At 72.5% G+C, this 20,024-nt stretch carries 19 protein-coding genes; 7 read left to right on the top strand and 12 right to left on the bottom strand.

Translation table 11 applies throughout. The features are described from left to right. Positions 1–38 precede the first annotated feature (38 nt). Positions 39–974, top strand: coding sequence for a ParA family protein (locus CCN39_RS06185; RefSeq protein WP_086839229.1), 936 nt, complete (start codon positions 39–41; stop codon positions 972–974). Positions 975–1,036: 62 nt separating this feature from the next. Here CCN39_RS06185 and hisG read toward each other — a convergent pair whose 3' ends face one another. The 6 genes from hisG to metH form a co-directional block, all read right to left on the bottom strand. Then, positions 1,037–1,882 (bottom strand): ATP phosphoribosyltransferase, encoded by an 846-nt coding sequence (gene hisG / locus CCN39_RS06190; protein WP_086839231.1) that lies wholly within the window; start codon positions 1,880–1,882, stop codon positions 1,037–1,039. 43 nt (positions 1,883–1,925) lie between these two features. Then, complete coding sequence (locus tag CCN39_RS06195; RefSeq protein WP_013226745.1) at positions 1,926–2,189, bottom strand: phosphoribosyl-ATP diphosphatase; 264 nt, start codon at positions 2,187–2,189, stop codon at positions 1,926–1,928. A 102-nt stretch (positions 2,190–2,291) separates the two neighbouring features. Then, complete coding sequence (locus tag CCN39_RS06200; RefSeq protein ID WP_086839233.1) at positions 2,292–2,759, bottom strand: methylated-DNA--[protein]-cysteine S-methyltransferase; 468 nt, start codon at positions 2,757–2,759, stop codon at positions 2,292–2,294. A 17-nt stretch (positions 2,760–2,776) separates the two neighbouring features. Then, positions 2,777–4,240, bottom strand: coding sequence for an AlkA N-terminal domain-containing protein (locus CCN39_RS06205; protein WP_086839235.1), 1,464 nt, complete (start codon positions 4,238–4,240; stop codon positions 2,777–2,779). A gap of 59 nt (positions 4,241–4,299) precedes the next feature. Next, positions 4,300–4,932, bottom strand: a complete 633-nt coding sequence (locus CCN39_RS06210; protein WP_244210641.1) for an HAD family hydrolase — start codon at positions 4,930–4,932, stop codon at positions 4,300–4,302. 42 nt (positions 4,933–4,974) lie between these two features. Further along, complete coding sequence (metH, locus tag CCN39_RS06215) at positions 4,975–8,529, bottom strand: methionine synthase (RefSeq protein WP_086839239.1); 3,555 nt, start codon at positions 8,527–8,529, stop codon at positions 4,975–4,977. A 38-nt stretch (positions 8,530–8,567) separates the two neighbouring features. Here metH and CCN39_RS06220 point away from each other — a divergent pair, with 38 nt between their 5' ends. Beyond that, complete coding sequence (locus CCN39_RS06220; RefSeq protein WP_086839241.1) at positions 8,568–9,473, top strand: PAC2 family protein; 906 nt, start codon at positions 8,568–8,570, stop codon at positions 9,471–9,473. Between the two features lie 7 nt (positions 9,474–9,480). On the opposite strand, the gene CCN39_RS06225 is transcribed toward CCN39_RS06220, so the two are convergent. Beyond that, positions 9,481–10,416, bottom strand: coding sequence for a phosphotriesterase family protein (locus CCN39_RS06225; RefSeq protein WP_244210639.1), 936 nt, complete (start codon positions 10,414–10,416; stop codon positions 9,481–9,483). Positions 10,417–10,454: 38 nt separating this feature from the next. Between CCN39_RS06225 and CCN39_RS06230 the strand changes: the two genes are divergently transcribed. Then, entirely contained in the window at positions 10,455–11,000 is a 546-nt protein-coding gene (locus CCN39_RS06230) for a CGNR zinc finger domain-containing protein (protein ID WP_086839245.1), read from the top strand. 36 nt (positions 11,001–11,036) lie between these two features. On the opposite strand, the gene CCN39_RS06235 is transcribed toward CCN39_RS06230, so the two are convergent. Both CCN39_RS06235 and CCN39_RS06240 read right to left on the bottom strand, forming a co-directional pair. Further along, positions 11,037–11,870 (bottom strand): metallophosphoesterase family protein, encoded by an 834-nt coding sequence (locus tag CCN39_RS06235; protein ID WP_086839248.1) that lies wholly within the window; start codon positions 11,868–11,870, stop codon positions 11,037–11,039. Next, on the bottom strand, positions 11,834–12,811 hold the full coding sequence (locus CCN39_RS06240; RefSeq protein ID WP_086839251.1) for a GbsR/MarR family transcriptional regulator: 978 nt from the start codon (positions 12,809–12,811) through the stop codon (positions 11,834–11,836). Before CCN39_RS06240 ends, CCN39_RS06235 begins: the two co-directional genes overlap by 37 nt. A gap of 124 nt (positions 12,812–12,935) precedes the next feature. Here CCN39_RS06240 and CCN39_RS06245 point away from each other — a divergent pair, with 124 nt between their 5' ends. After that, positions 12,936–13,208, top strand: a complete 273-nt coding sequence (locus CCN39_RS06245; protein ID WP_086839253.1) for a hypothetical protein — start codon at positions 12,936–12,938, stop codon at positions 13,206–13,208. After that, the gene (locus CCN39_RS06250; protein WP_086839256.1) at positions 13,205–14,578 is read left to right on the top strand and encodes a serine hydrolase domain-containing protein; all 1,374 of its coding nucleotides are present in this window, start codon (positions 13,205–13,207) and stop codon (positions 14,576–14,578) included. Before CCN39_RS06245 ends, CCN39_RS06250 begins: the two co-directional genes overlap by 4 nt. Here CCN39_RS06250 and CCN39_RS06255 read toward each other — a convergent pair. Both CCN39_RS06255 and CCN39_RS06260 read right to left on the bottom strand, forming a co-directional pair. Continuing rightward, a complete protein-coding gene (locus tag CCN39_RS06255; protein ID WP_086839258.1) occupies positions 14,482–15,720 on the bottom strand; it encodes an MFS transporter in 1,239 nt (412 codons plus the stop codon). The two genes, CCN39_RS06250 and CCN39_RS06255, sit on opposite strands and share 97 nt — an antisense overlap. Next, entirely contained in the window at positions 15,717–16,304 is a 588-nt protein-coding gene (locus CCN39_RS06260) for an ArsR/SmtB family transcription factor (RefSeq protein WP_086839260.1), read from the bottom strand. Before CCN39_RS06260 ends, CCN39_RS06255 begins: the two co-directional genes overlap by 4 nt. A 145-nt stretch (positions 16,305–16,449) precedes the next feature. On the opposite strand from CCN39_RS06260, the gene CCN39_RS06265 reads away from it, so the two are divergent. After that, positions 16,450–16,926 carry a MarR family winged helix-turn-helix transcriptional regulator gene (locus tag CCN39_RS06265; protein WP_086839262.1) on the top strand — a complete coding sequence of 159 codons (477 nt, stop codon included), beginning with the start codon at positions 16,450–16,452 and terminating at the stop codon, positions 16,924–16,926. Between the two features lie 155 nt (positions 16,927–17,081). Next, the gene (locus CCN39_RS06270) at positions 17,082–18,752 is read left to right on the top strand and encodes an ABC-F family ATP-binding cassette domain-containing protein (RefSeq protein WP_086839264.1); all 1,671 of its coding nucleotides are present in this window, start codon (positions 17,082–17,084) and stop codon (positions 18,750–18,752) included. 25 nt (positions 18,753–18,777) lie between these two features. Here CCN39_RS06270 and mshC read toward each other — a convergent pair whose 3' ends face one another. Further along, the gene (mshC, locus tag CCN39_RS06275) at positions 18,778–20,016 is read right to left on the bottom strand and encodes a cysteine--1-D-myo-inosityl 2-amino-2-deoxy-alpha-D-glucopyranoside ligase (protein ID WP_086839266.1); all 1,239 of its coding nucleotides are present in this window, start codon (positions 20,014–20,016) and stop codon (positions 18,778–18,780) included. Positions 20,017–20,024 lie beyond the last annotated feature (8 nt).

The following is a 20,024-nucleotide window of genomic DNA, read 5'->3' on the forward strand; positions in this document are numbered from 1 at the left end:
AACCTTCGCGGAACGACCGACTTGAGGAGCGCTCCGGCATGCAGATCACCTCGGTGGTCAACCAGAAAGGCGGGGTCGGGAAGACCTCACTGAGCGTCGGCACCGCGGCCGCACTGGCCGAGCGGGGCCGCCGGGTGCTCCTGGTCGACCTCGACCCGCAGGGCCACGCGACGACCGAGATGCTCGGCTTGTCCGAGGTCCCCGCGGACCAGCCGAGCCTGGCGAAGGCGCTGGCCAAGACGTGGAAGGGCCCGATCGAGGAGCTCGTCGTCCCGCACCCGCGCAGCAACCTCGGCAAGGGTGGCGCGCTCGACGTCGTGCCGACGTCGCCGGGGATGTTCGACCTGATCCGGCGGCTCGACTCGTTCCGCGTCCCCGGCTGGCAGCTCGCGCGGGTCATCCAGTTCGCCAACTACGACCACTGCGTCATCGACTGCCCGCCGGCGCTGGACGTGCTGACGAACAACGCGCTGGCGGCCTCGCACGGCATCCTGGTCCCGGTCCAGCCGGACAAGACGAGCATCCGCGCGCTGCGGCTGCTGGCCGACCAGGTCCGGTACGTCGAGCAGACCGTCGGGCGGCAGCCGCTGTCCTGGTTCGGCCTGGTGCCGAGCCTGTACCGGCGCCCGATCTCGCACTACGCGGCCGCGGCGCTGCAGGAGATGTACGACTTCGGCATCCCGATGCTGTCGCACCTGCCGCTCGGTGTGGTGATGAACGAGGCGGCGGCGCACGGCGTCCCGGTGACGACGTACGCACCGGAGACGTTGCAGGCGCTGTCCTTCCGGGAGATCGCCGACAAGCTCGACAGCTACCTGGAGCAGAACGCGGCCCCGGCGGTGGTCCCGGCCGACGAGGAGTTCGTCTTCGAGGACTTCATCTCCGAGGTCGCGGTGGCCCGCAACGTCAACGACAACGGCGCCCGCAAGGGCCTCTACGACCTGCTGCCCAAGAAGCCCCACCGCCCACGCTGAACGGCGGTGCCCGATTCGTTCCCGGCGCCGGACGCCGGGAACGAGTTCGGGTGGGCCGTGGGTCAGAGGCGGCAGGAGCGGATGTCGGAGGCCAGGATCGCCTTCGCGCCGACCTCGGCCAGCTCGTCCATGATGAGGTTGACCTTCTTGCGCGACACCATCGCGCGCACGGCCACCCAGTCGTCGTCGGCGAGCGGCGCCACCGTCGGCGACTCCAGGCCCGGCGTGATCGCGATCGCGCGCTCCACCAGGGTCCGCGGGCAGTCGTAGTCCAGCATCATGTACTGCTGCGCGAACACGACCCCGCGCAGCCGCGCGGCCAGCTGCGACTTCGCCTTGCTCTCCTCGGTCCCGCGGCGCTGCAGCAGCACGGCTTCCGAGACGCAGATCGGGTCGCCGAAGGCCACCAGGTTGTTCTGCCGCAGCGACCGGCCCGACTCGACGACGTCCGCGATCGCGTCCGCCACGCCGAGCTGGATCGAGATCTCCACCGCGCCGTCGAGCCGGATCACCTCGGCCTCGACACCGTGGCGGGCGAGGTCGTCGCGGACCAGCCGCGGGTACGACGTCGCCAGCCGCTTGCCGTGCAGGTCCGCCGGCTTCCAGTCCCGGCCGGCCGGGGCCGCGTAGCGGAACGTCGAACCGCCGAAGCCCAGCGCCTGGATCTCCTCGACCGGGGCGCCGGAGTCGAGCGCGAGGTCGCGGCCGGTGATGCCGAGGTCGAGATCACCGGACCCGACGTAGATCGCGATGTCCTTGGGGCGGAGGAAGAAGAACTCGACCTCGTTGACCGGGTCGAGCACGGTCAGGTCGCGCTGCTCATGCCGCTTCCGGTAGCCCGCCTCGCCGAGCATCTCCGTCGCCGCGGCGGCGAGGGCTCCCTTGTTCGGCACGGCAACACGCAGCATTTCGCTCTTCTCCTCGTTCTTCGGGTTCTTCGGGGACCACCCGTCACAGGTAGCGGTAGACGTCCTCGGTCGACAGGCCGCGGCCGAGCATCAGCACCTGCACCCGGTACAGCAGCTGGGAGATCTCCTCGGCGAGGCGCTCGTCGGACTCGTGCTCGGCGGCGATCCACACCTCACCGGCTTCTTCCAGCACCTTCTTGCCCTGGGCGTGCACCCCGGCGTCGAGGGCGACAACGGTGCCGGACCCGTCGGGACGGGTACGCGCGCGCTCGGCAAGCTCCGCGAACAGCTCATCGAAGGTCTTCACGGTCCGGGATCCTTCCATCCCGGACCCCGCGGCGGCGCCCCGCCCCGCCGCGGATGCCGCCCATCTCACACGGCCGTGGACCTCCGTTCCCACGGGCTGGGATCAGAAGAGCGCGCCCTGCTCGAAGTCCAGCAGGTACCGCTTGCGCTCGAGCCCGCCGCCGTAGCCGGTGAGCGAGCCGGTCGAGCCGACCACCCGGTGGCACGGAACGATGATGCCGATGGGGTTCTTGCCGTTGGCCAGTCCGACCGCCCGCGACGCGGCGGGTTTGCCGAGCCGGTCGGCGAGCTGGCCGTAGGAGATCGTCGTGCCGTACGGGATCTTCCGCAGCTCGGCCCAGACCAGCTGCTGGAACGGCGTGCCCGCGAACTCCTGCCGCTGGCCGGCGAAGTACTCCTTCAGCTCGGTCTCGGCGCGGTCGAAGATCTCCGCGCCCGGGTCGTGCGCGCCGAAGGTCAGCTCGTGCGGGCGGTGGCGCTGGTCGACCATGTAGAGGCCGCAGAGCGCGTCACCTTCGGCGACCAGCGTCAACGGGCCGCAGGGGCTGTCGACGACGGCGTGGGTGCGCATGGGTTCTCCTGTCGGTTTCATGCCGCGGGCATCCGGTTGATCGCGTGGTCGCCGGTGGCCCACAGGTGCTGGGTGGCGTAGGCGCGCCAGGGGCGCCACGCCGCGGACCGGGCGACGACGGCCGCCTGGCCGCCGAGGCCGAGGGTTTCCGCCGCGTACTTGATGCCGAGGTCGGTGGGGAGGAAGGCGTCCGGGTCGCCGAGGGCTCGCATCGCGATGCTCTCGACCGTCCACGGCCCGAAGCCGGGCAACGCGCTCAGCGCGGCCCGCGCCGCCTCCCAGTCGCTGCCCGCGCTGAGGTCCAGCCCGTCCGTCAGCGCCGAGACCAGCCCGAGCAGCGTGCGACGGCGGCTGCGCGGCATGGCCAAGGTCTCCGGGTCCAGCGAAGCGAGCGCCGACGGCGACGGGAACAGGTGGGTCAGGCCGCCTTCGGGGTCGTCGACCGGCTCGCCGTGCGCGACCACGAGCCGGGCCGCGTGGGTGCGGGCCGCCGCCGTGGAGACCTGCTGGCCCAGCACCGCCCGCACGGCGAACTCGGCGCCGTCGGCGGTGCGCGGGACCCGGCGGCCGGGTGCCGCCGCGACGAGCGGGGCGAGCAGCGGGTCGGTGGCGAGCTGGTCGTCGACGGCGACCGGGTCGGCGTCGAGGTCCAGCAACCGGCGGCACCGGCTGGTGGCGGCCGGCAGGTCCCGGAGGTCGGCGAGGGTGAGCCGGCAGGCGATGTGGCCGTCTTCGGGCCGCAGCGCGACGACGCCGTGGCCGTGCGGCAGCCGCAGCGTCCGGCGGTACGCGCCGTCCCGCCACTCCTCCACACCCGGCACGCCGGTCGCCACGAGGTGCCCGAAGAGGTTGTCCGGGCACAGCGGCTTCCGGTAGGGCAGCCGCAGGACGAGCGCGCCGGGAGCCGCGGTGGGCCGGCCCTTCGCGCGCTGCCGCAGTTCGGTCGGCGAGAGGGCGAACACCTCGCGGACGGTGTCGTTGAACGTCCGGATGCTGCCGAACCCGGCGGCCAGGGCCAGCTCGGTCATCGGCAGCGTGGTCGTCTCGATCAGGGTGCGCGCGGTCTGCGCGCGCTGCGCCCGGGCCAGCGCCAGGGGGCCCGCGCCGAGTTCGGCGAACACCTGCCGCTCGACCTGCCGGACGCTGTAGCCGAGGCGGGCGGCGAGCCCGCGGACGCCTTCGGTGTCGACGATCCCGTCCGCGATCAGCCGCATCGCCCGCGCCACCAGGTCGGCGCGTTCGTTCCACAGCGGCGAGCCGGGACTGGCGTCGGGACGGCAGCGCTTGCAGGCCCGGAACCCGGCCTGCTGCGCGGCCGCGGCGCTCGGGTAGAAGCTCATGTTCTGCCGCTTGGGCGGCACGACCGGGCAGCTGGGCCGGCAGTAGATCCGGGTGGTCAGCACCGCGCAGTAGAACCACCCGTCGAACCGGGCGTCCTTCGCCTGCACGGCCCGCACGCACCGCTCGAAGTCCTCATGCACCGCTTCAGCATCGCGGAGCGGGCGAGCCGGATGCTAGCGGAAAAGCGACATGGTCGTGGTCAGCCGAGCAGGGCCGCCAGCGCCGGCACGTCGATGCCCACCAGGGAGTCGCGGAACACCCGCCGCTCCCCCGCCTCGACCGGGACGTCGTTCGGGATCACCAGCACCGTGCAGCCCGCCGCGACGGCGGACGCGGTGCCCGGCGGCGAATCCTCCACCGCGACACAGCGCGCCGGGTCGACACTGAGCAGCTCCGCCGCCTTGAGGTACGGGCGCGGGAGGGGCTTGTTCAGACCTTCGACCTCGTCGCCGCACACGGTGACGTCGAAGAAGTCCCGGCCGATCGTGTTCAGCGCCAGTTCGGTCAGGTCGCGTTCGGTGGAGGTCACCAGCGCCGAGCGCAGGCCCGCCTCGCGCACCGCCGTCAGCGCTTCGCGCGCGCCGGGGCGCCACGGCAGTTCGTCGTCGAACAGGCCCGCCGTGCGACGGCGGATCTCCGTACCGGTCGACGCGATCGCCTCGGGCGTCACCGGAAGACCGACCACTTCGAGCAGGTACGCCGAGGTGTCGTCCATGTTGGACCCGACGAGCGTCATCCGCTGCTGCTCGGAAAGCTTGCCGCCGAGCCACTCCGCCGTCTCGTAGAGGGCGACGTCCCACAGCTTCTCGGAATCGACCAGCGTGCCGTCCATGTCCCAGAGCACAGCGGCCAGTCCGTCCACAGTGGAGTCTCCTCAGGTGTTGAAGTACTTCGCTTCCGGGTGGTGGCAGACGATCGCGTCGGTCGACTGCTCGGGGTGCAGCTGGTACTCCTCGGACAGCTTCACGCCGATCCGGCCCGGTTCGAGGAGGGCGACGATCTTCGCCCGGTCTTCGAGGTCGGGACAGGCGCCATAGCCCAGGGAGAACCGCGCTCCACGGTAGCCGAGCTTGAAGAAGTCCTCGACGTCGTCCGGGTCCTCTGAGGCGACCGCCACACCGCCGGGGAAGGTCAGCTCCTGCCGGATGCGGCAGTGCCAGTACTCGGCCAGCGCCTCGGTCAGCTGGACGCCGAGGCCGTGGACCTCCAGGTAGTCGCGGTAGGCATTGGCCGCGAAGAGCTCGTTCGCGTAGTCGGCGATGGGCTGGCCCATGGTGACGACGGTGAACGGCACGACGTCGACCTCACCGGCCTCGCGGGGCCGGTAGAAGTCGGCCAGGCAGAGCCGCCGGTCGCGGCGCTGCCGCGGGAAGGTGAAGCGCACCCGCTCCGGCGCGCCGGGCGAAGGCTCGGTGAGCACGACCAGGTCGTCGCCCTCGGCGACGCAGGGGAAGTAGCCGTAGACGACGGCCGCGTGGGCCAGGACGCCGTCGGCGGTGAGCCGGTCGAGCCAGTACCGCAGCCGCGGCCGGCCTTCGGACTCGACCAGTTCGTCGTACGTCGGCCCGGCGCCGCCGCGGGCGCCCTTGAGCCCCCACTGGCCCATGAAGGTGGCGCGCTCGTCGAGCATCGCGGCGTAGTCGGCGAGCGTGACGCCCTTGACCACCCGCGAACCCCAGAACGGCGGGGTGGGCAGCGGCACGTCGGTGGCGACGTCCGAGCGTGCGGGCGGCGGCCCTTCGAGGGCTTCCTCTTCGGCTTTGCGGGCTTTGCGCGCCTCGGCGATCCGCAGCGAGCGTTCGCGGCGTTCCTTGCGCTCCTGACGCTTTTTCTCCGCGTCGGCGTCCGCCGGCGGCGATTCACCGCGCTTGGCCGCCATGATCGCGTCCATCAGCCGCAGGCCCTCGAACGCGTCCCGCGCGTAGCGGACGTCGCCGAGGTACAGCTCGGTCAGGTCGTTCTCCACATAGGACCGGGTGAGCGCGGCGCCGCCGAGCAGCACCGGCCAGCGCGCGGAGACGCCCCGGGAGTTCATCTCCTGGAGGTTCTCCTTCATGATCACCGTGGACTTGACCAGCAGCCCGGACATCCCGATCGCGTCGGCGCCGTGCTCGGAGGCGGCGTCGAGGATGGTCGTGATGGGCTGCTTGATGCCGAGGTTGACGACCTCGTAGCCGTTGTTGGACAGGATGATGTCGACCAGGTTCTTGCCGATGTCGTGCACGTCGCCGCGCACGGTGGCCAGCACGATCCGGCCCTTGCCCGAGTCGTCGCCGGTCTCCATGTGCGGTTCGAGGTGCGCGACGGCGGCCTTCATCACCTCGGCGGACTGGAGCACGAACGGCAGCTGCATCTGCCCGGAGCCGAACAGCTCGCCGACGGTCTTCATGCCGGACAGCAGCGTGTCGTTGATGATCTGCAGGGCGGGCCGCTGTTCCAGGGCCGCGTCGAGGTCGTCGGCGAGGCCGTTGCGCTCACCGTCGACGATCCGGCGTTCGAGGCGTTCGAACAGCGGCAGCGCGGCCAGCTCTTCGGCCCGCGACGCCTTGGACGACGCGGCGCTGACCCCCTCGAAGAGGGCCATCAGCTCCTGCAGCGGGTCGTAGCCCTCGCGGCGGCGGTCGTAGACGAGGTCGAGGGCGATCGCGCGCTGGTCGTCCGGGATGCGGGCCATCGGCAGGATCTTGGACGCGTGCACGATGGCGGTGTCGAGCCCGGCTTGGACGCACTCGTGCAGGAACACCGAGTTGAGGACCTGCCGCGCGGCCGGGTTGAGGCCGAAGGAGATGTTCGACAACCCGAGGGTGGTCTGGACCTCGGGGTGGCGGCGTTTGATCTCGCGGATGGCTTCGATCGTTTCGATGCCGTCGCGGCGTGACTCCTCCTGGCCGGTGGCGATGGTGAAGGTCAGCGCGTCGATGATGACGTCGGAGGTCCGCAGCCCCCAGTTCCCGGTGATGTCCTCGATCAGCCGCGTGGCGATGTCGGCCTTCTTCTGCGCGGTCCGCGCCTGGCCTTCCTCGTCGATCGTCAGCGCGACGACGGCGGCGCCGTACTCGCTGACCAGCTGCATGACCTGGGTGAACCGGGATTCCGGCCCGTCGCCGTCCTCGTAGTTGACGGAGTTGACCGCGCAGCGGCCGCCGAGCCGCTGCAGCCCCGCCTTCAGCACGGGAACCTCGGTGGAGTCGAGCATGATCGGCAAGGTCGACGCCGTGGCCAGGCGCCCGGCCAGCTCGGCCATGTCCGCCGTGCCGTCGCGGCCGACGTAGTCGACGCACAGGTCGAGCAGGTGGGCGCCGTCGCGGGTCTGTTCGCGGGCGATCTCGACGCAGTCGTCCCAGCGGCCTTCCAGCATCGCGGTGCGGAAGGCCTTCGAGCCGTTGGCGTTGGTCCGCTCGCCGATCATCAGCACGCTGGCGTCCTGCTTGAACGGCACCGCCTGGTAGAGCGACGACACGCCCGGCTCGGGCCGCGGGCGCCGCGGGACCGGTGCGGTGCCCGCGACGGCGGCGGCCAGCTGCCGGATGTGCTCGTCGGTGGTGCCGCAGCAGCCGCCGACCAGGCCGGCGCCGAACTCGCGGACGAACCCGGTCAGCGCCTCGACCAGGGCTTCCGGGCCGAGCGGGTAGACCGCACCGTCCGGGCCGAGCTCGGGCAGGCCGGCGTTCGGCATCACCGACAGCGGCACCCGGGCGTGCTTGGCCAGCTGCCGCAGGTGCTCGCTCATCTCGGCCGGCCCGGTGGCGCAGTTGAGCCCGATGACGTCGATGCCGAGCGGCTCGAGCGCGGCCAGCGCCGCGCCGACCTCGGTGCCGAGCAGCATGGTGCCGGTCGTTTCGACGGTGATCGAAACGAGGATCGGCACGTGCCGGCCCTCCGCGGCCATCGCCCGCTTGGCGCCGATGACCGACGCCTTCGTCTGGAGGATGTCCTGGGTGGTTTCGACGATCACCGCGTCGGCGCCGCCGGCCAGCAGGCCGCGGACCTCCTCGCGGTAGGCGTCACGCAGCGTGGTGAACGGCGCGTGCCCGAGCGTCGGGAGCTTGGTGCCCGGGCCCACCGAGCCCAGGACGAAGCGGGGGCGGTCCGGCGTCGCGAACTCGTCGGCGGTCTCCCGGGCCAGCCGGGCCCCGGCCTCGGCGAGCTCGAAGATCCGCTCGGTGATGTCGTACTCGGCGAAATTGGCGAAATTGGCCCCGAAAGTGTTGGTCTCGACGGCGTCCGCGCCCGCCTCCAGGTACCCCCGGTGCACCGAGCGGACCACGTCCGGCCGGGTGACGTTGAGAATCTCGTTGCACCCTTCGAGCCCGGCGAAGTCGTCCAGGCTGAGGTCGTGGGCCTGCAGCGCGGTGCCCATCGCCCCGTCGGCCACCAGGACGCGCGAGCGGAGGGCATCGAGAAACGGTGACGACAGGCGGTCGGACATGCTGAACAGGGTAAGGCCGGTGGTCGTAGGCTGGTCCGGTGAGTGAGCCCGTCGACGAGACCCCGCGGCCGCCTGGCGGCCGCCCCGAACCGACCCGGCCTTTGATGGTCGTCGCCTTCGAAGGCTGGAACGACGCAGGTGACGCGGCCAGCCGGGCGGTCGAGCACCTGCAGCTGAACTGGGACGCCACCCCGCTGGCGGAACTGGAGCCCGACGACTACTACGACTTCCAGGTCAGCCGCCCGACCGTCCGGATGGTGGACGGCGTCACTCGACGGGTGGACTGGCCGACGACGCGGCTGTCCGTGTGCCGCCCCGACGGCTTCGACCGGGACGTGGTCCTCGTGCAGGGACCCGAGCCGAACATGCGCTGGCGCGCGTTCTGCGCCGAGTTGCTGGAGCACATCCAGCAGCTCGACGTCGCAACGGTGGTGACGCTGGGCGCGCTGCTCGCCGACACCGCGCACACCCGGCCCGTCCCGGTCACCGGAACGGCGTACGACAAGGACACGGCGTCGCTCTACGGCCTCGACCTGAACAACTACCAGGGCCCGACCGGCATCGTCGGCATCCTGCAGGACTACTGCGTGCAGGCGGGCATCCCGGCCGTCTCGATCTGGGCCGCGGTGCCGCACTACGTCTCGCACCCGCCGTCCCCGAAGGCGACGCTGGCGCTGTTGCACAAGCTGGAGGACATCCTCGACGTCGAGATCCCGCTGGGCGCGCTGCCCGAGCAGTCCGAGGAGTGGCAGCGCACGGTCAGCGAGATGGCCGACGAGGACGAAGAGATCAGCGAGTACGTCCGCAGCCTCGAGGAGCGCGGGGACGCCCAGAGCGAGGTCGCGGAGCAGGACGTGAGCGGCGACAAGATCGCCGCCGAGTTCGAGCGCTACCTGCGCCGCCGTGGCCGCGGGGGCGGACAGGAAGGCTTCGGCCTGCGCTGAGTCGCTCTCACCCCGGCCAGCTGGTGGCGAACGCCCGTGCGGGGTTCGCCACCAGCATGGCCGTGACGACGTCGCCGCCCAGCAGCTTGGTCAGCCGCGGCGCGAGGGTGGTGAGCAGGTGGGCCGCGCCCGGCTGGTGGCGGGCGGCCGCGGTGGTCGTGTCGCCGCCGAGCAGGATCTGCCCGCCGTGGCCGGCCTCGACGAGCGCTTCGAGGCCGTCGAAGAGCCGCCAGTCGGTGGCGTGGTTGGCCCGCGACGGGCCGTCGAAACCGAGGAACACGCCGGTCTCGGCGATCTCCCGCTGCAGCTGCCGGTCCGGGTTCCGGTTGAGGTGCCCGAGGATCACCTTTTCGGGTGGAACATCGAGCTTGCCGCAGAGCAGGTCGACCGTCTCCAGGCCGGCGGTGCCGAGTTCGAGGTGCACGGCGATCGGCGCGCCGGTCTGCTCGTGGGCGACCGCGGCGGCGGTCATCGTCAGCCGGGCGTGGGAGTCGATCGTGTGGAAGGCGCCGGCCACCTTGACCAGCCCGGCGCGCGGGCCGGTCCGCGGCTCGTCGGGCAGGTCGGCGGGCTGGGTCCCCTCGGTCAGGTCGGCGACGAACTCCTTGACCAGGTCGTCGATGACCCGGCTGAGGAGCACCGGGGCGTAGTGCTCCGCGCGGTGCAGCCCGGTGGCCGCGACCACGTGCACGCCGATCTCCTCCGACAGCCAGGCCAGCTCCCGGGTCCGCCGGGTCAGCCCGTACGGCGTCCATTGGACGAAGGCCGCGCCGCCCCGCACCTTGAAGTCGAGGAGCGCTTCGCCGGCCGCGGCCGGGTCGTCCAGCTCTTGGCCGGGCAGCAGCTTCGAGGCGAAGAAGAGGTGGTCGTGCGAGTTCGTCACGCCCAGTTCGGCCGGATCGATGTCGCCCAGCACCGTGCGGACCTTGGGTTCCCCAGTCACGATCGCCAGTGTAACGCCTCAACCGTTACAATGGCGAGGTGTCCGAAGACTTCCGCCTCGACATGGGCGCACCCTGGTTGAACCTCCTGGCCACCCGCGGCCGCCACTTCGGGGCGCAGCCGGTCGAGCGGATCCCGACGGCGGAGCGGCTGCGCGACTGGCTCGCCCGGGTCGAGCTGACCCCGCTCGCCCCCGTCACCCACGCCGACGTGCGCGCGGCCCACCAGCTCCGCGAGGCGCTCCGCGAACTCGCGCTGGGCGCCCTCGACGGAGTTCCGCCTCACGCTGACCAGGTGAGCCCGCTGCGGCCCTTCCTGCAGACCGAGCCGGTCCACCTCGCCGCGCTCGACCGGCTCCGGCGGAGCGCCCCCGCGACCACCGCCGACGCGCTCGGCCGGCTCGCCCACCAGGCGGCGGACTGGCTCACCGGCCCCCTGCGGCACGACCTGCGGGCCTGCCCCGAGCAGGACTGCCGGGGAGTGTTCGCCGACCCGGGCGGCCGGCGGCGCTGGTGCCCGTCCCCGGCGTGCGCCAGCCGCGGCCGGGTCCGCGCCCTCAGGGAGCGGCGGCGCGAGGAGTCGTGACGGCCCGGCCGCCGAGCTCCCGATCGGGCGGGAGGCTCAGGACGGCCACAGGATCCGGCGCATCGGCACCGCACCCCGCGCCCGCTTCCGCCACTCGCGCGGGTAGCCCAGCGACACCTCTTCGAACCGCACCCCGTCGGCCTCCGTGCTGCGCGGGATGTGCAAGTGCCCGTACACCGCGATCTCCGCGCGGTAGCGGACGTGCCAGTCCTCGGTCTTCGTCGTCCCGCACCACAAGGCGAACTCCGGCCAGTAGAGCGGCGCCGTCGGGTGGCGGTGCAGCGGCCAGTGGGACATCAGGATCGTGCCGTGGTCCCCGGGGATCGCGTCGAGGCGTTCGGTGCTGATCTTCAGCCGGTCCTCGCACCACGCCTGGCGGCTGGGGTACGGGTCCGGGTACAGGAAGTACTCGTCCGTGCAGACCACGCCGGCCTCGCGGGCCTGGCGCAGGGCCTCCTCCAGGGACTTGCCCGCCGCCTCCGGGGTCCGCCAGCTGTAGTCGTAGAGCAGGAACAGCGGCGCGATCGTCAGCGGCCGCGGGCCGTGCCGCCAGACCGGGAACTCGTCCTCCGGCGTCAGGACGCCGATCTCGCGGCACTGCTCCACCAGGTACTCGTACCGGGCCTGGCCGCGCAGCTGGCAGTCGTCGTTCTTCGTCGTCCACAGCTCGTGGTTGCCCGGCACCCACACGACCTTCGCGAACCGGCTGCGCAGGGTCTTCAGCGTCCCGATGGTGGCTTCGGCCAGCTCGGCGACGTCGCCGGCGACGAGCAGCCAGTCTTCGGGGGTTTCCGGGACGACCGAGTCGAGGATCGGGCCGTTGCCCTCGTGGGTCACGTGGAGGTCGCTGGTGGCGAAGAGGTGCGGCACCCCTCCACCGTAGCCACCGCGGCCGGGGAAGCTTCGCGAAACCTGCGGATCGCTTCGCGCTGGGCCGGGCTCAGGCGGTCCGGTCTCGCCGTGACGGTGACCGTCCCGGCGCCGCGCAGTTCGAGGGGATCGGCGATCGCCGGACGACGCCGGAGCGCGTCCAGGGCGGCCTCCGCCCGGGCGCGGGGCCAGCCGAGCGCGGCCGCCAGTTCGTCCACGGCCGACGGCCGCCCGGCGTGGACGAGGGCCGCGACCACGGTCAGGGCGTCGCCCGCGGTGGCCTCCGCGACGGTGCTGCCGCCCATCTGCTCGCTGAGCCGCCCGAAGAACCGGCCCATCCGGGCGAGCCGGGCGCCGGCGGTGGTGTCCGGGCCGAAGAGCTCGCTGCCCTCCCGCGCGGCGGCGGCCAGCCGGCCGTGGGCGCCGGTGTCGGCCTGCCACGCCCGGAGCCAGACGTCGTCGTCGATCCGGTAGCGCTCGCTGCGGCCGCCGGGGTCCGGCCCGCGCGCGACCAGCTCCATCGCTTCGAGGGCGCCGACGGACTTGGACACCGAAGCCGGGCTGACCCGCAGCAACCGGACCAGGTCGGCCGAGGTCAGGCCGCCGGCCTCGGCGGTGAGCAGGCAGGTGAACACCCGGGCGGTCATCCGCGGCAGGCCGGTGGCGGCCAGCAGGGCCGCGAACTCGGCCACGAAGCCGCGCGCGGCGTCCGCCGGTTCGCCGCCGGGCCGGGACGGGCGGCGCCGGCGGGCGCGGTGGGTGGCGGCTTCCTGCGCGTGGCCGGGCCGGTACCGGCCGGACGCGCTGTTGCGCGCCACTTCCCGGCTGATCGTGGACGTCGGGCGGCCGAGCCGCCGTCCGATCTCGGCGTACCCGAGCCCGGCGTCGAGCCAGCCCGCGATGCGACGGCGGTCCTCGAGGCTCAGCCTGCGTGCGTTCATCGACACTCCAGTGCAACGGCTCGTTGCGTTCGTCGTCAGTACGGTCGCAACGATTTGTCGGTTTACCAGGTATTATGCACGTCCGTCCGTTGGGCCCGTTGAAAACGCAACGTAGCTTTTCCCCATGAGGAAAGCGAAGACGCACGTGCTGGCCATCTCGGCCGTCTCGGACGAAGGCGAGTTCTGGAACGGCCTGAAGAAGGCCCACGGCCGCCTTCCCGCGGGCGCGGAGTGGAAGCTGGCGGTCGCGAGCCAGGACGGCACCCGGGCGGTGAACGTCATCGCCCACGACTCCGTCGACGGGGTCCGGGAGTTCTTCGAGACCCACGCCGGCACCTACGCCACGACGGAGTACTTCGAAGCGGACGCCGCGAACGCGGTCGGGCTCCCCCGATGACGATCCAGGATCGGATCTCCGCCCTGCTGGCGGAATACGGCATCCCGAGCGCCGCGATCGGCGTGCTCTCGGGCGGCGAGATCAGCGAGTTCGCCGTCGGCGTCAAGAACGCCGAAACCGGCGAACCGGCCACGACCGACACCGTCTACCAGCTCGGTTCCATGACGAAGACGTGGACCGCGCTGGCCTTCCTGCAGCTGGTCGACGAGGGCAAGGCCGGCCTGGACGAGCCGATCCGGACCTTCTTGCCGGAGTTCGCGGTGGCCGATCCGGAGACGACCGCGAAGGTCACCGCCCGCCACCTGCTCAACCACACCAACGGCATCGAAGAAGCCTTCGGCGATCCGGGCGAAGGCGACGACATCCACGAGCGCGTGGTCGAGAACATCGCCGGTGCGCCGCAGGTCTTCCCGCTGGGCCACACCCACGGCTACAGCGCAGCGCTGGGGTACGCGCTCCTCGCGCGGATCATGGAGGTCCTGGACGGCAAGCGCTGGGACGACGTGCTGCGCGACCGGCTCTTCGTTCCGCTCGGCCTGAAGAGCACGAACAGCCGCCGCGAGCAGGTGGACGAAACCCGGGCCGCGACCGGGCACCTGATCCGCTCCCTCGCCGAAGGCCCCATCGTCACGCCGATCGACCACCTGCCGAGGGTGTTCGGCGCCGGCGGCGGCATCACGTCGACGGTCCGCGACGTGCTCACGTTCGCGCACGTCCTGCTCCGCGCCGGTCTCGCGCCCGACGGCCGGCGGATCGTGTCGGCCCGGAGCGTCCGGGAGATGATGCGGTCCCGCGTGCCGATCCCGGACCCGTACATGTTCGGGCCCGAATGGGCGCTCGGCCTGATCGTCGGCGACTGGCCCGGCCGGACCGCGTACGCGACCGACGGCAGCACGATCGGCCAGAACGCCCGGCTGCGGCTCCTGCCGGACTCGGACACCGCCGTTGTCGTGCTGACGAACGGCGGCCCGCGGGAAAGCTTCGCCCGCGAGGTGTTCCGCGAGCTCCTGGGTGCCGTCCCGGAGCTGCCGGAGCCGGACCCGGCGCTGAAGCTCGACCTGCCGAGGTACGAGGGCGTGTACGAACGGCCCGGCACCCGGTTCGAGGTGGCCGCCGACGGCGGGACCCTGCACCTGACGCTGGACCTCGACCCGGCGCACGCGGCGTTCCTGGGGAAGCCCGATCGCCTGCGGTACGAGCTGCTCCCGGTGAGCCGGACGCACTTCCTCATGCCGCCGGCGGACCCCCTGGAAGACACCCGGACGGTGGCGCTCTACGACTTCGCCGACGGGGCCGCCCGGTACCTCCACACGAACTGCCGGGTCCACCCGCGGCGCGGGAGCAGCATCAGCAGCCCGGCGAAGACGTAGACGCCGGCCTGGACGTTCAGCAGCACGGCGGGCCCGGTCGTCGCGACGAGCGTGCCCGCCAGCAGCGCGCCGGCGGTCGTGCCGGCGGCCACGGCGGCGAACGTCGTGCTCAGCACCCGCCCGGCGCGCTCGGGCGCCACCGCGCTCTGGATCTCCGACAGCACGCCGGCGCCGACGACCACGCCCGGCGCGCCGACCACGACGAACAACCCGACGTACAGCCCCAGCGCCGTCGTGACCAGCGAGAGGTTCCAGATCACCGCGGACACCAGCCCCAGCGCGAGGGACCCCCAGCCGAGCAGGGCGGCCGGCGCGACCCGCCGCGCCACGGTGGCCAGGGCGAACCCGGCGGCCAGCCCGCCGAGCGCCTGCACGCCCCGCAGCAGGCCGGCGTCGGCTTCGCTGCCGCCGAGCACGTCCAGGACGTAGACCACGAACAGCACCAAGAACATGCCCTGCGCCAGCGAGGTGAACACCAGCGCGACGCCGGTGCGCCGCAGCCGGGGGTTGCGCGTCAGCTCGCGCAGGCCGTCCAGCCAGGCGCGCACCACCGGTTCCCGCGCCGCCACCGGCGCCGGCGCGGCGACCCGGCGGAACGGCTTGGCCAGCAGGGCCGCGGCCACCACGAGAACGGCCAGGTAGCCGGTGACGACGTCGGCGAGGCCGCCGAAGCCCAGCAGGGCACCTCCGGCCCAGCCACCGGCCAGCCGGGCGACGCTGCCGTTCACGCTCATCAGCCCGTTGGCCGCGGTCACCTCCGCGACACCGACCAGCTCCGGCACGAGCGCGTTGCGCGCGGGTTCGAACACCGACGCCAGCGCCGCCTGGGCGGCCATCACCGCGTACACCACGGTGACGCCGGGCTCGGCCAGCAGCGGCAGGGCCACGACGGCGAGCCCGGCGCAGACGCCGAAGAGCACCGCGCGGCGGTTCCACCGGTCGGCGACGACGCCGGCCACCGGGCTCAGCAGCACCGCGGGCAGCAGGCCGAGCACGATGCTCAGCGCCGTCGTCGCGGCGGAGCCGGTGCGCTGGAACACGTAAACCGGCAGCGCCACCTGCAGCATCCACTCGGCCGTCTCGCCGAAGAAGGCGGCCACCCACAGCCTGGCGAACGCCGGCACCCCCAGCAGCTGCTTCACGCCTCCGCCTTCCCCGAGTGCTCGATGCGCGGGAACGCCCGCAGGCCGACGTGCACCGAGCGCGCGCCGGCGGGGGCGTCGGTCCGGATGGCGCCGACGTAGGGACGGACCAGGGCGTCGATCGCCTCGGTCAGCTCGGTCAGCTCCGCCGGTGTGACGCGCAGGGCGTAGGTCGACAGCCCGGTCGCGGCGCGCCAGGCCGGGTCGAGCTCGTCGAGGGAATCGAGGTAGCGCTGGGTCAGCTCCTGTTCGTGGGTCAGCTGCGCGCCGACCACGCCCAGCTGCGCGGCCCGGTGGGCCGGGTCGTCGGCCAGCTCCCCCATCTCGAGGCCGACCTGCCGGGCGCGCCACGGCCGTTCGCGGCCGTCCTCGGCGTCGGCCCGCTCGACCAGGCCGTACTGGGCGAGCTGCCGCAGGTGCCAGCTGCAGTTGGACGCCGTCGAGCCGACCGCCTCGGCGCACTCGCTCGCGGTGCGCGGACCGACGGCGGTGAGGTGGTTCAGCAGCGCCGACCGCAGCGGGTGCGCCAGCGCACGCAGCAGCTCGACGTCCTCGATCCGCTTGCGCGGCGGCAGCCCGGCCATCGGTCGTCCAATCTGAAAGAATCATTTCGAAAGACTTCTTTCATAGTTGGTCCCGCCTGCGGGTTTGTCAAGCGGCTCCGCTATCGTTCGCGGGGCAGTGACTGCACCGGGCAGTGACTGCGTCGTCACGGACCTGGGATGGACGTTGCCCGACCAGCGCGAACTCGCCACCGCCGCCGCCCTCGCCCTCCCCCGGTTCGTGGGGTCGACCGCGCTCTTCCACGCCGCGGTCGCCGAGCGGATGGGCGTCACACCGACCGAGCTGCACTGCCTGCACCTGCTCCACGGCGGCGTCAGCGACTCCCCGTCCGAACTCGCCCGGCTGCTCGGGATGAGCACGGGCGCGTTCACCCGGCTGCTCGACCGGATGGAACGGCACCGGCTCGCCGAGCGCGCCCCCGATCCCGCGGACCGCCGCCGGCTCGTCGTCCGGCCCCTGCCCGACCGGATGGCCGAGCTCGCCGAGCTGTACGCGCCGATGGCCCGGTTCGTCGGCGAACGCCTCGCCCGCTTCGACCGCCGTCAGCTGACCGCCCTGCTCGAATTCCTGACCGACGGCACCACGGCGGCCGAACGGTCGACCGAAGGCCTGCCCGATGTGACCCAGGTCATAACCCGTTGACTAACTCTACGGTTGTTGCGTTAACCTGGGTCCACTATGAGGAACTGAACCGCGCCCATCCCGCCTGAGGCGGCACCGGTCGAGCCGACGCTCCCGCGTGCCACGACGCCCGGCGAGGATTTCCGCTTTCTTCCCCCAGGGCTCGGTGATCGCACATGTCTCCCGTTTTTCCGTTGCAGGCCAAGGACGTCGTCTTCGGCTACGGCACCCGCGTCGTCCTCGACGGCGTTTCGCTCACCGCGTCGGCCGGGCAGCGGCTCGGCCTGGTCGGCGAGAACGGCACCGGCAAGTCCACCCTGCTGCGCCTGCTCGCCGGGCTCGAAGAACCGCGCTCCGGCGAGGTGCTGCGCGGCCCGGACGTCGGGTTCCTGCTGCAGGAACTGCCACATCCGCTGGACGCGACCTTCGCCGACGTGCTCGACGACGCGCTCGCCGAGATCCGCACCGCCGCGGCCCGGCTCGACGAGCTGACCACCGCCATGGCCGAGCGGCCCGACGACCCCGGCGTGCTCGAGGAGTACGGCCGGGTCCTGGAATGGGCCCAGGCCCACGACCTCTGGGACGCCGACCGCCGCGCCAAGCTCGTCTGCGACGGGCTCGGCCTCGGCGGCGTCGAACCGGACCGGCGGCTCGGCACGCTCTCGGGCGGGCAGCGGTCCCGGCTCGGCCTGGCCGCGCTGCTGATCCGGCAGCCGGAGACGCTGCTGCTCGACGAGCCGACCAACCACCTCGACGACACCGCGATGGCGTTCCTGGAACGGCATCTCACCGAGCTGACCGGGATCGTGGTGCTGTCCTCGCACGACCGGGTGTTCCTCGACGCCGTCTGCACCGACATCGTCGACCTCGACCCGGCGGCGGCCGACCGGCAGGCCGGTGGCGCGGTCCGCTACGGCGGCAGCTACACCGACTACCTCGGCCACAAGAAGGCCGAGCGGGCACGCTGGGAACAGCGCTACGCCGAGGAGCAGGAGGAACTGAAGGAGCTGCGGGAAACGGTCGCGGTCACGGCGCGGAACGTCGCCTACGGCCGCGGCCCGCGCGACAACGACAAGTTCATCCACGCCTTCAAGGGCGCCCGCGTCCAGAAGACGATCTCGCGGCGGGTGCGCGACGCCGAGCAGCGCCTGGAGCACCTGGAACGCGACCAGGTGCGCAAACCCCCGGCACCACTGCGGTTCCGGGCCGAGCTCACCGGCCGCGCGACCGGCGACGGCCCGGCGATCTCGGTGCGGTCACTGGAAGTCCCGGGGCGGCTGTCGCTGCCGCGGCTGGACGTCGACGGTTCGGCGCGGCTGCTCGTCACCGGCGGGAACGGCGCCGGGAAGTCGACGCTGCTGTCGGTGCTGGCCGGCCGGCTCACGCCGGCGGCCGGGACGGTCCACTCCGGACCCGGCGTCCGGGTGGGCTTGCTGGAGCAGGACGTCGTGTTCGCCGAGCCGGAACGGACCGCGGCCCGGGTGTACCGGGACGCGCTCGGCGAGGACGCTCCCCCGCTCAGCCGGCTGGGTTTGCTGGCCTCCCGGGACCTGCGGCAGCCGGTGGGCGCGCTGTCGGTCGGCCAGCGGCGACGGCTGGCGCTGGCGATCCTGCTCGCCGACCCGCCGGACGTCCTCCTGCTGGACGAGCCCACGAACCACATTTCGCTGACCCTGGCGGAAGAACTGTTCGCGGCGCTGGAAACGGCGCCGGGCGCGGTCGTCATCGCGTCCCACGACCGGTGGCTGCGCCGAGACTGGGCGGGTGACCGCCTCGAACTGGCCGACGGCCACCCCGCCGTGGGCGTCACTCTCCCGGGGAAAGTGACGCCCACCGAACTTTCCTAGGGAAAGTCCGGACCCGGAAGCCGGGTCAGAGGGTGATGCCGAGCAGGGCGTCGACGGCGTCGCGGATCAGGCCGGGCGCCGTCGGGTCGGTGCCGTCGCGGCGCAGGGCCTCGTTCGCCCACGCGTCGATCGCCGCCAGGGCCTTCGGCGTGTCGAGGTCGTCGGACAGGTGGTCGCGCAGCCGCGTGACGGTGTCCTCCGCCGCCGGTCCGGTGGACAGGGAGACGGCTTCGCGCCAGCGCGCGAGCCGGGCTTCGGCGTCGGCCAGCAGCCGGGCCGTCCACGGACGGTCTTCGCGGTAGTGGCCGGCGAACAGCGCGAGCCGGATCGCGCCCGGGTCGACCTTGTCGGCGCGCAGCCGCGAGACGAACACGAGGTTCCCGCGCGACTTCGACATCTTCTCGCCGTCGAGGCCGATCATCCCGGCGTGCACGTAGTGGCGGGCGAACGGGCCGTCCTTGGCGACCGCCTCGGCGTGCGCCGCGCTGTACTCGTGGTGCGGGAAGATCAGGTCCGACCCGCCGCCCTGGAGGTCGAACCCGAGGCCCAGCCGGTTGACCGCGATCGCGCTGCACTCGATGTGCCAGCCCGGGCGGCCGGGGCCGAGCTCGGACTCCCAGGACGGCTCGCCTTCGCGGGCCACGCGCCACAGCAGCGCGTCCAGCGGGTGGCGCTTGCCGGCGCGGTCGGGGTCGCCGCCGCGCTCGGCGAAGTACTTCGCCATGGTCTCGGCGTCGTAGTTCGACTCGTAGCCGAACTTCCCGGTCGCGGTGTGGTCGAAGTAGATGTCGGGGGACTCCGGGTCGTCCGCCCGGTACGCGGCGCCGTTGGCCAGCAGCTTCGCGATGACCTCGACGATCTCCGGGATGCTCTCGACCGCGCCGACGAACTGCTTCGGCGGCAATACACGCAGGGCAACCATGTCCTCGCGGAACAGCGCCGTCTCGCGCATGCCGAGCACGACCCAGTCGTCCTGGTCGCGCGCGGCGCGCTCCAGCAGCGGCTCGTCGATGTCGGTGACGTTCTGCACGTAGTGGACGTCGTGCCCGTTGTCCCGCCAGATGCGGTTCACCAGGTCGAAGGCGAGGTACGTCGCGGCGTGCCCCAGATGCGTCGCGTCGTAGGGCGTGATGCCGCAGACGTACATCCGGGCGGTGGCGCCGGGCGCGGTGGGGCGGATCTGCCCGGTGGCCGTGTCGTGGAGCCGCAGCGGGCGGGGGGTGCCGGCGATGCGGGGCACGTCGACCGATGACCAAGTCTGCATACCTCGAC

It is taken from the genome of Amycolatopsis kentuckyensis (assembly GCF_002155975.1).
Taxonomy (GTDB): Bacteria; Actinomycetota; Actinomycetes; order Mycobacteriales; family Pseudonocardiaceae; genus Amycolatopsis; species Amycolatopsis kentuckyensis.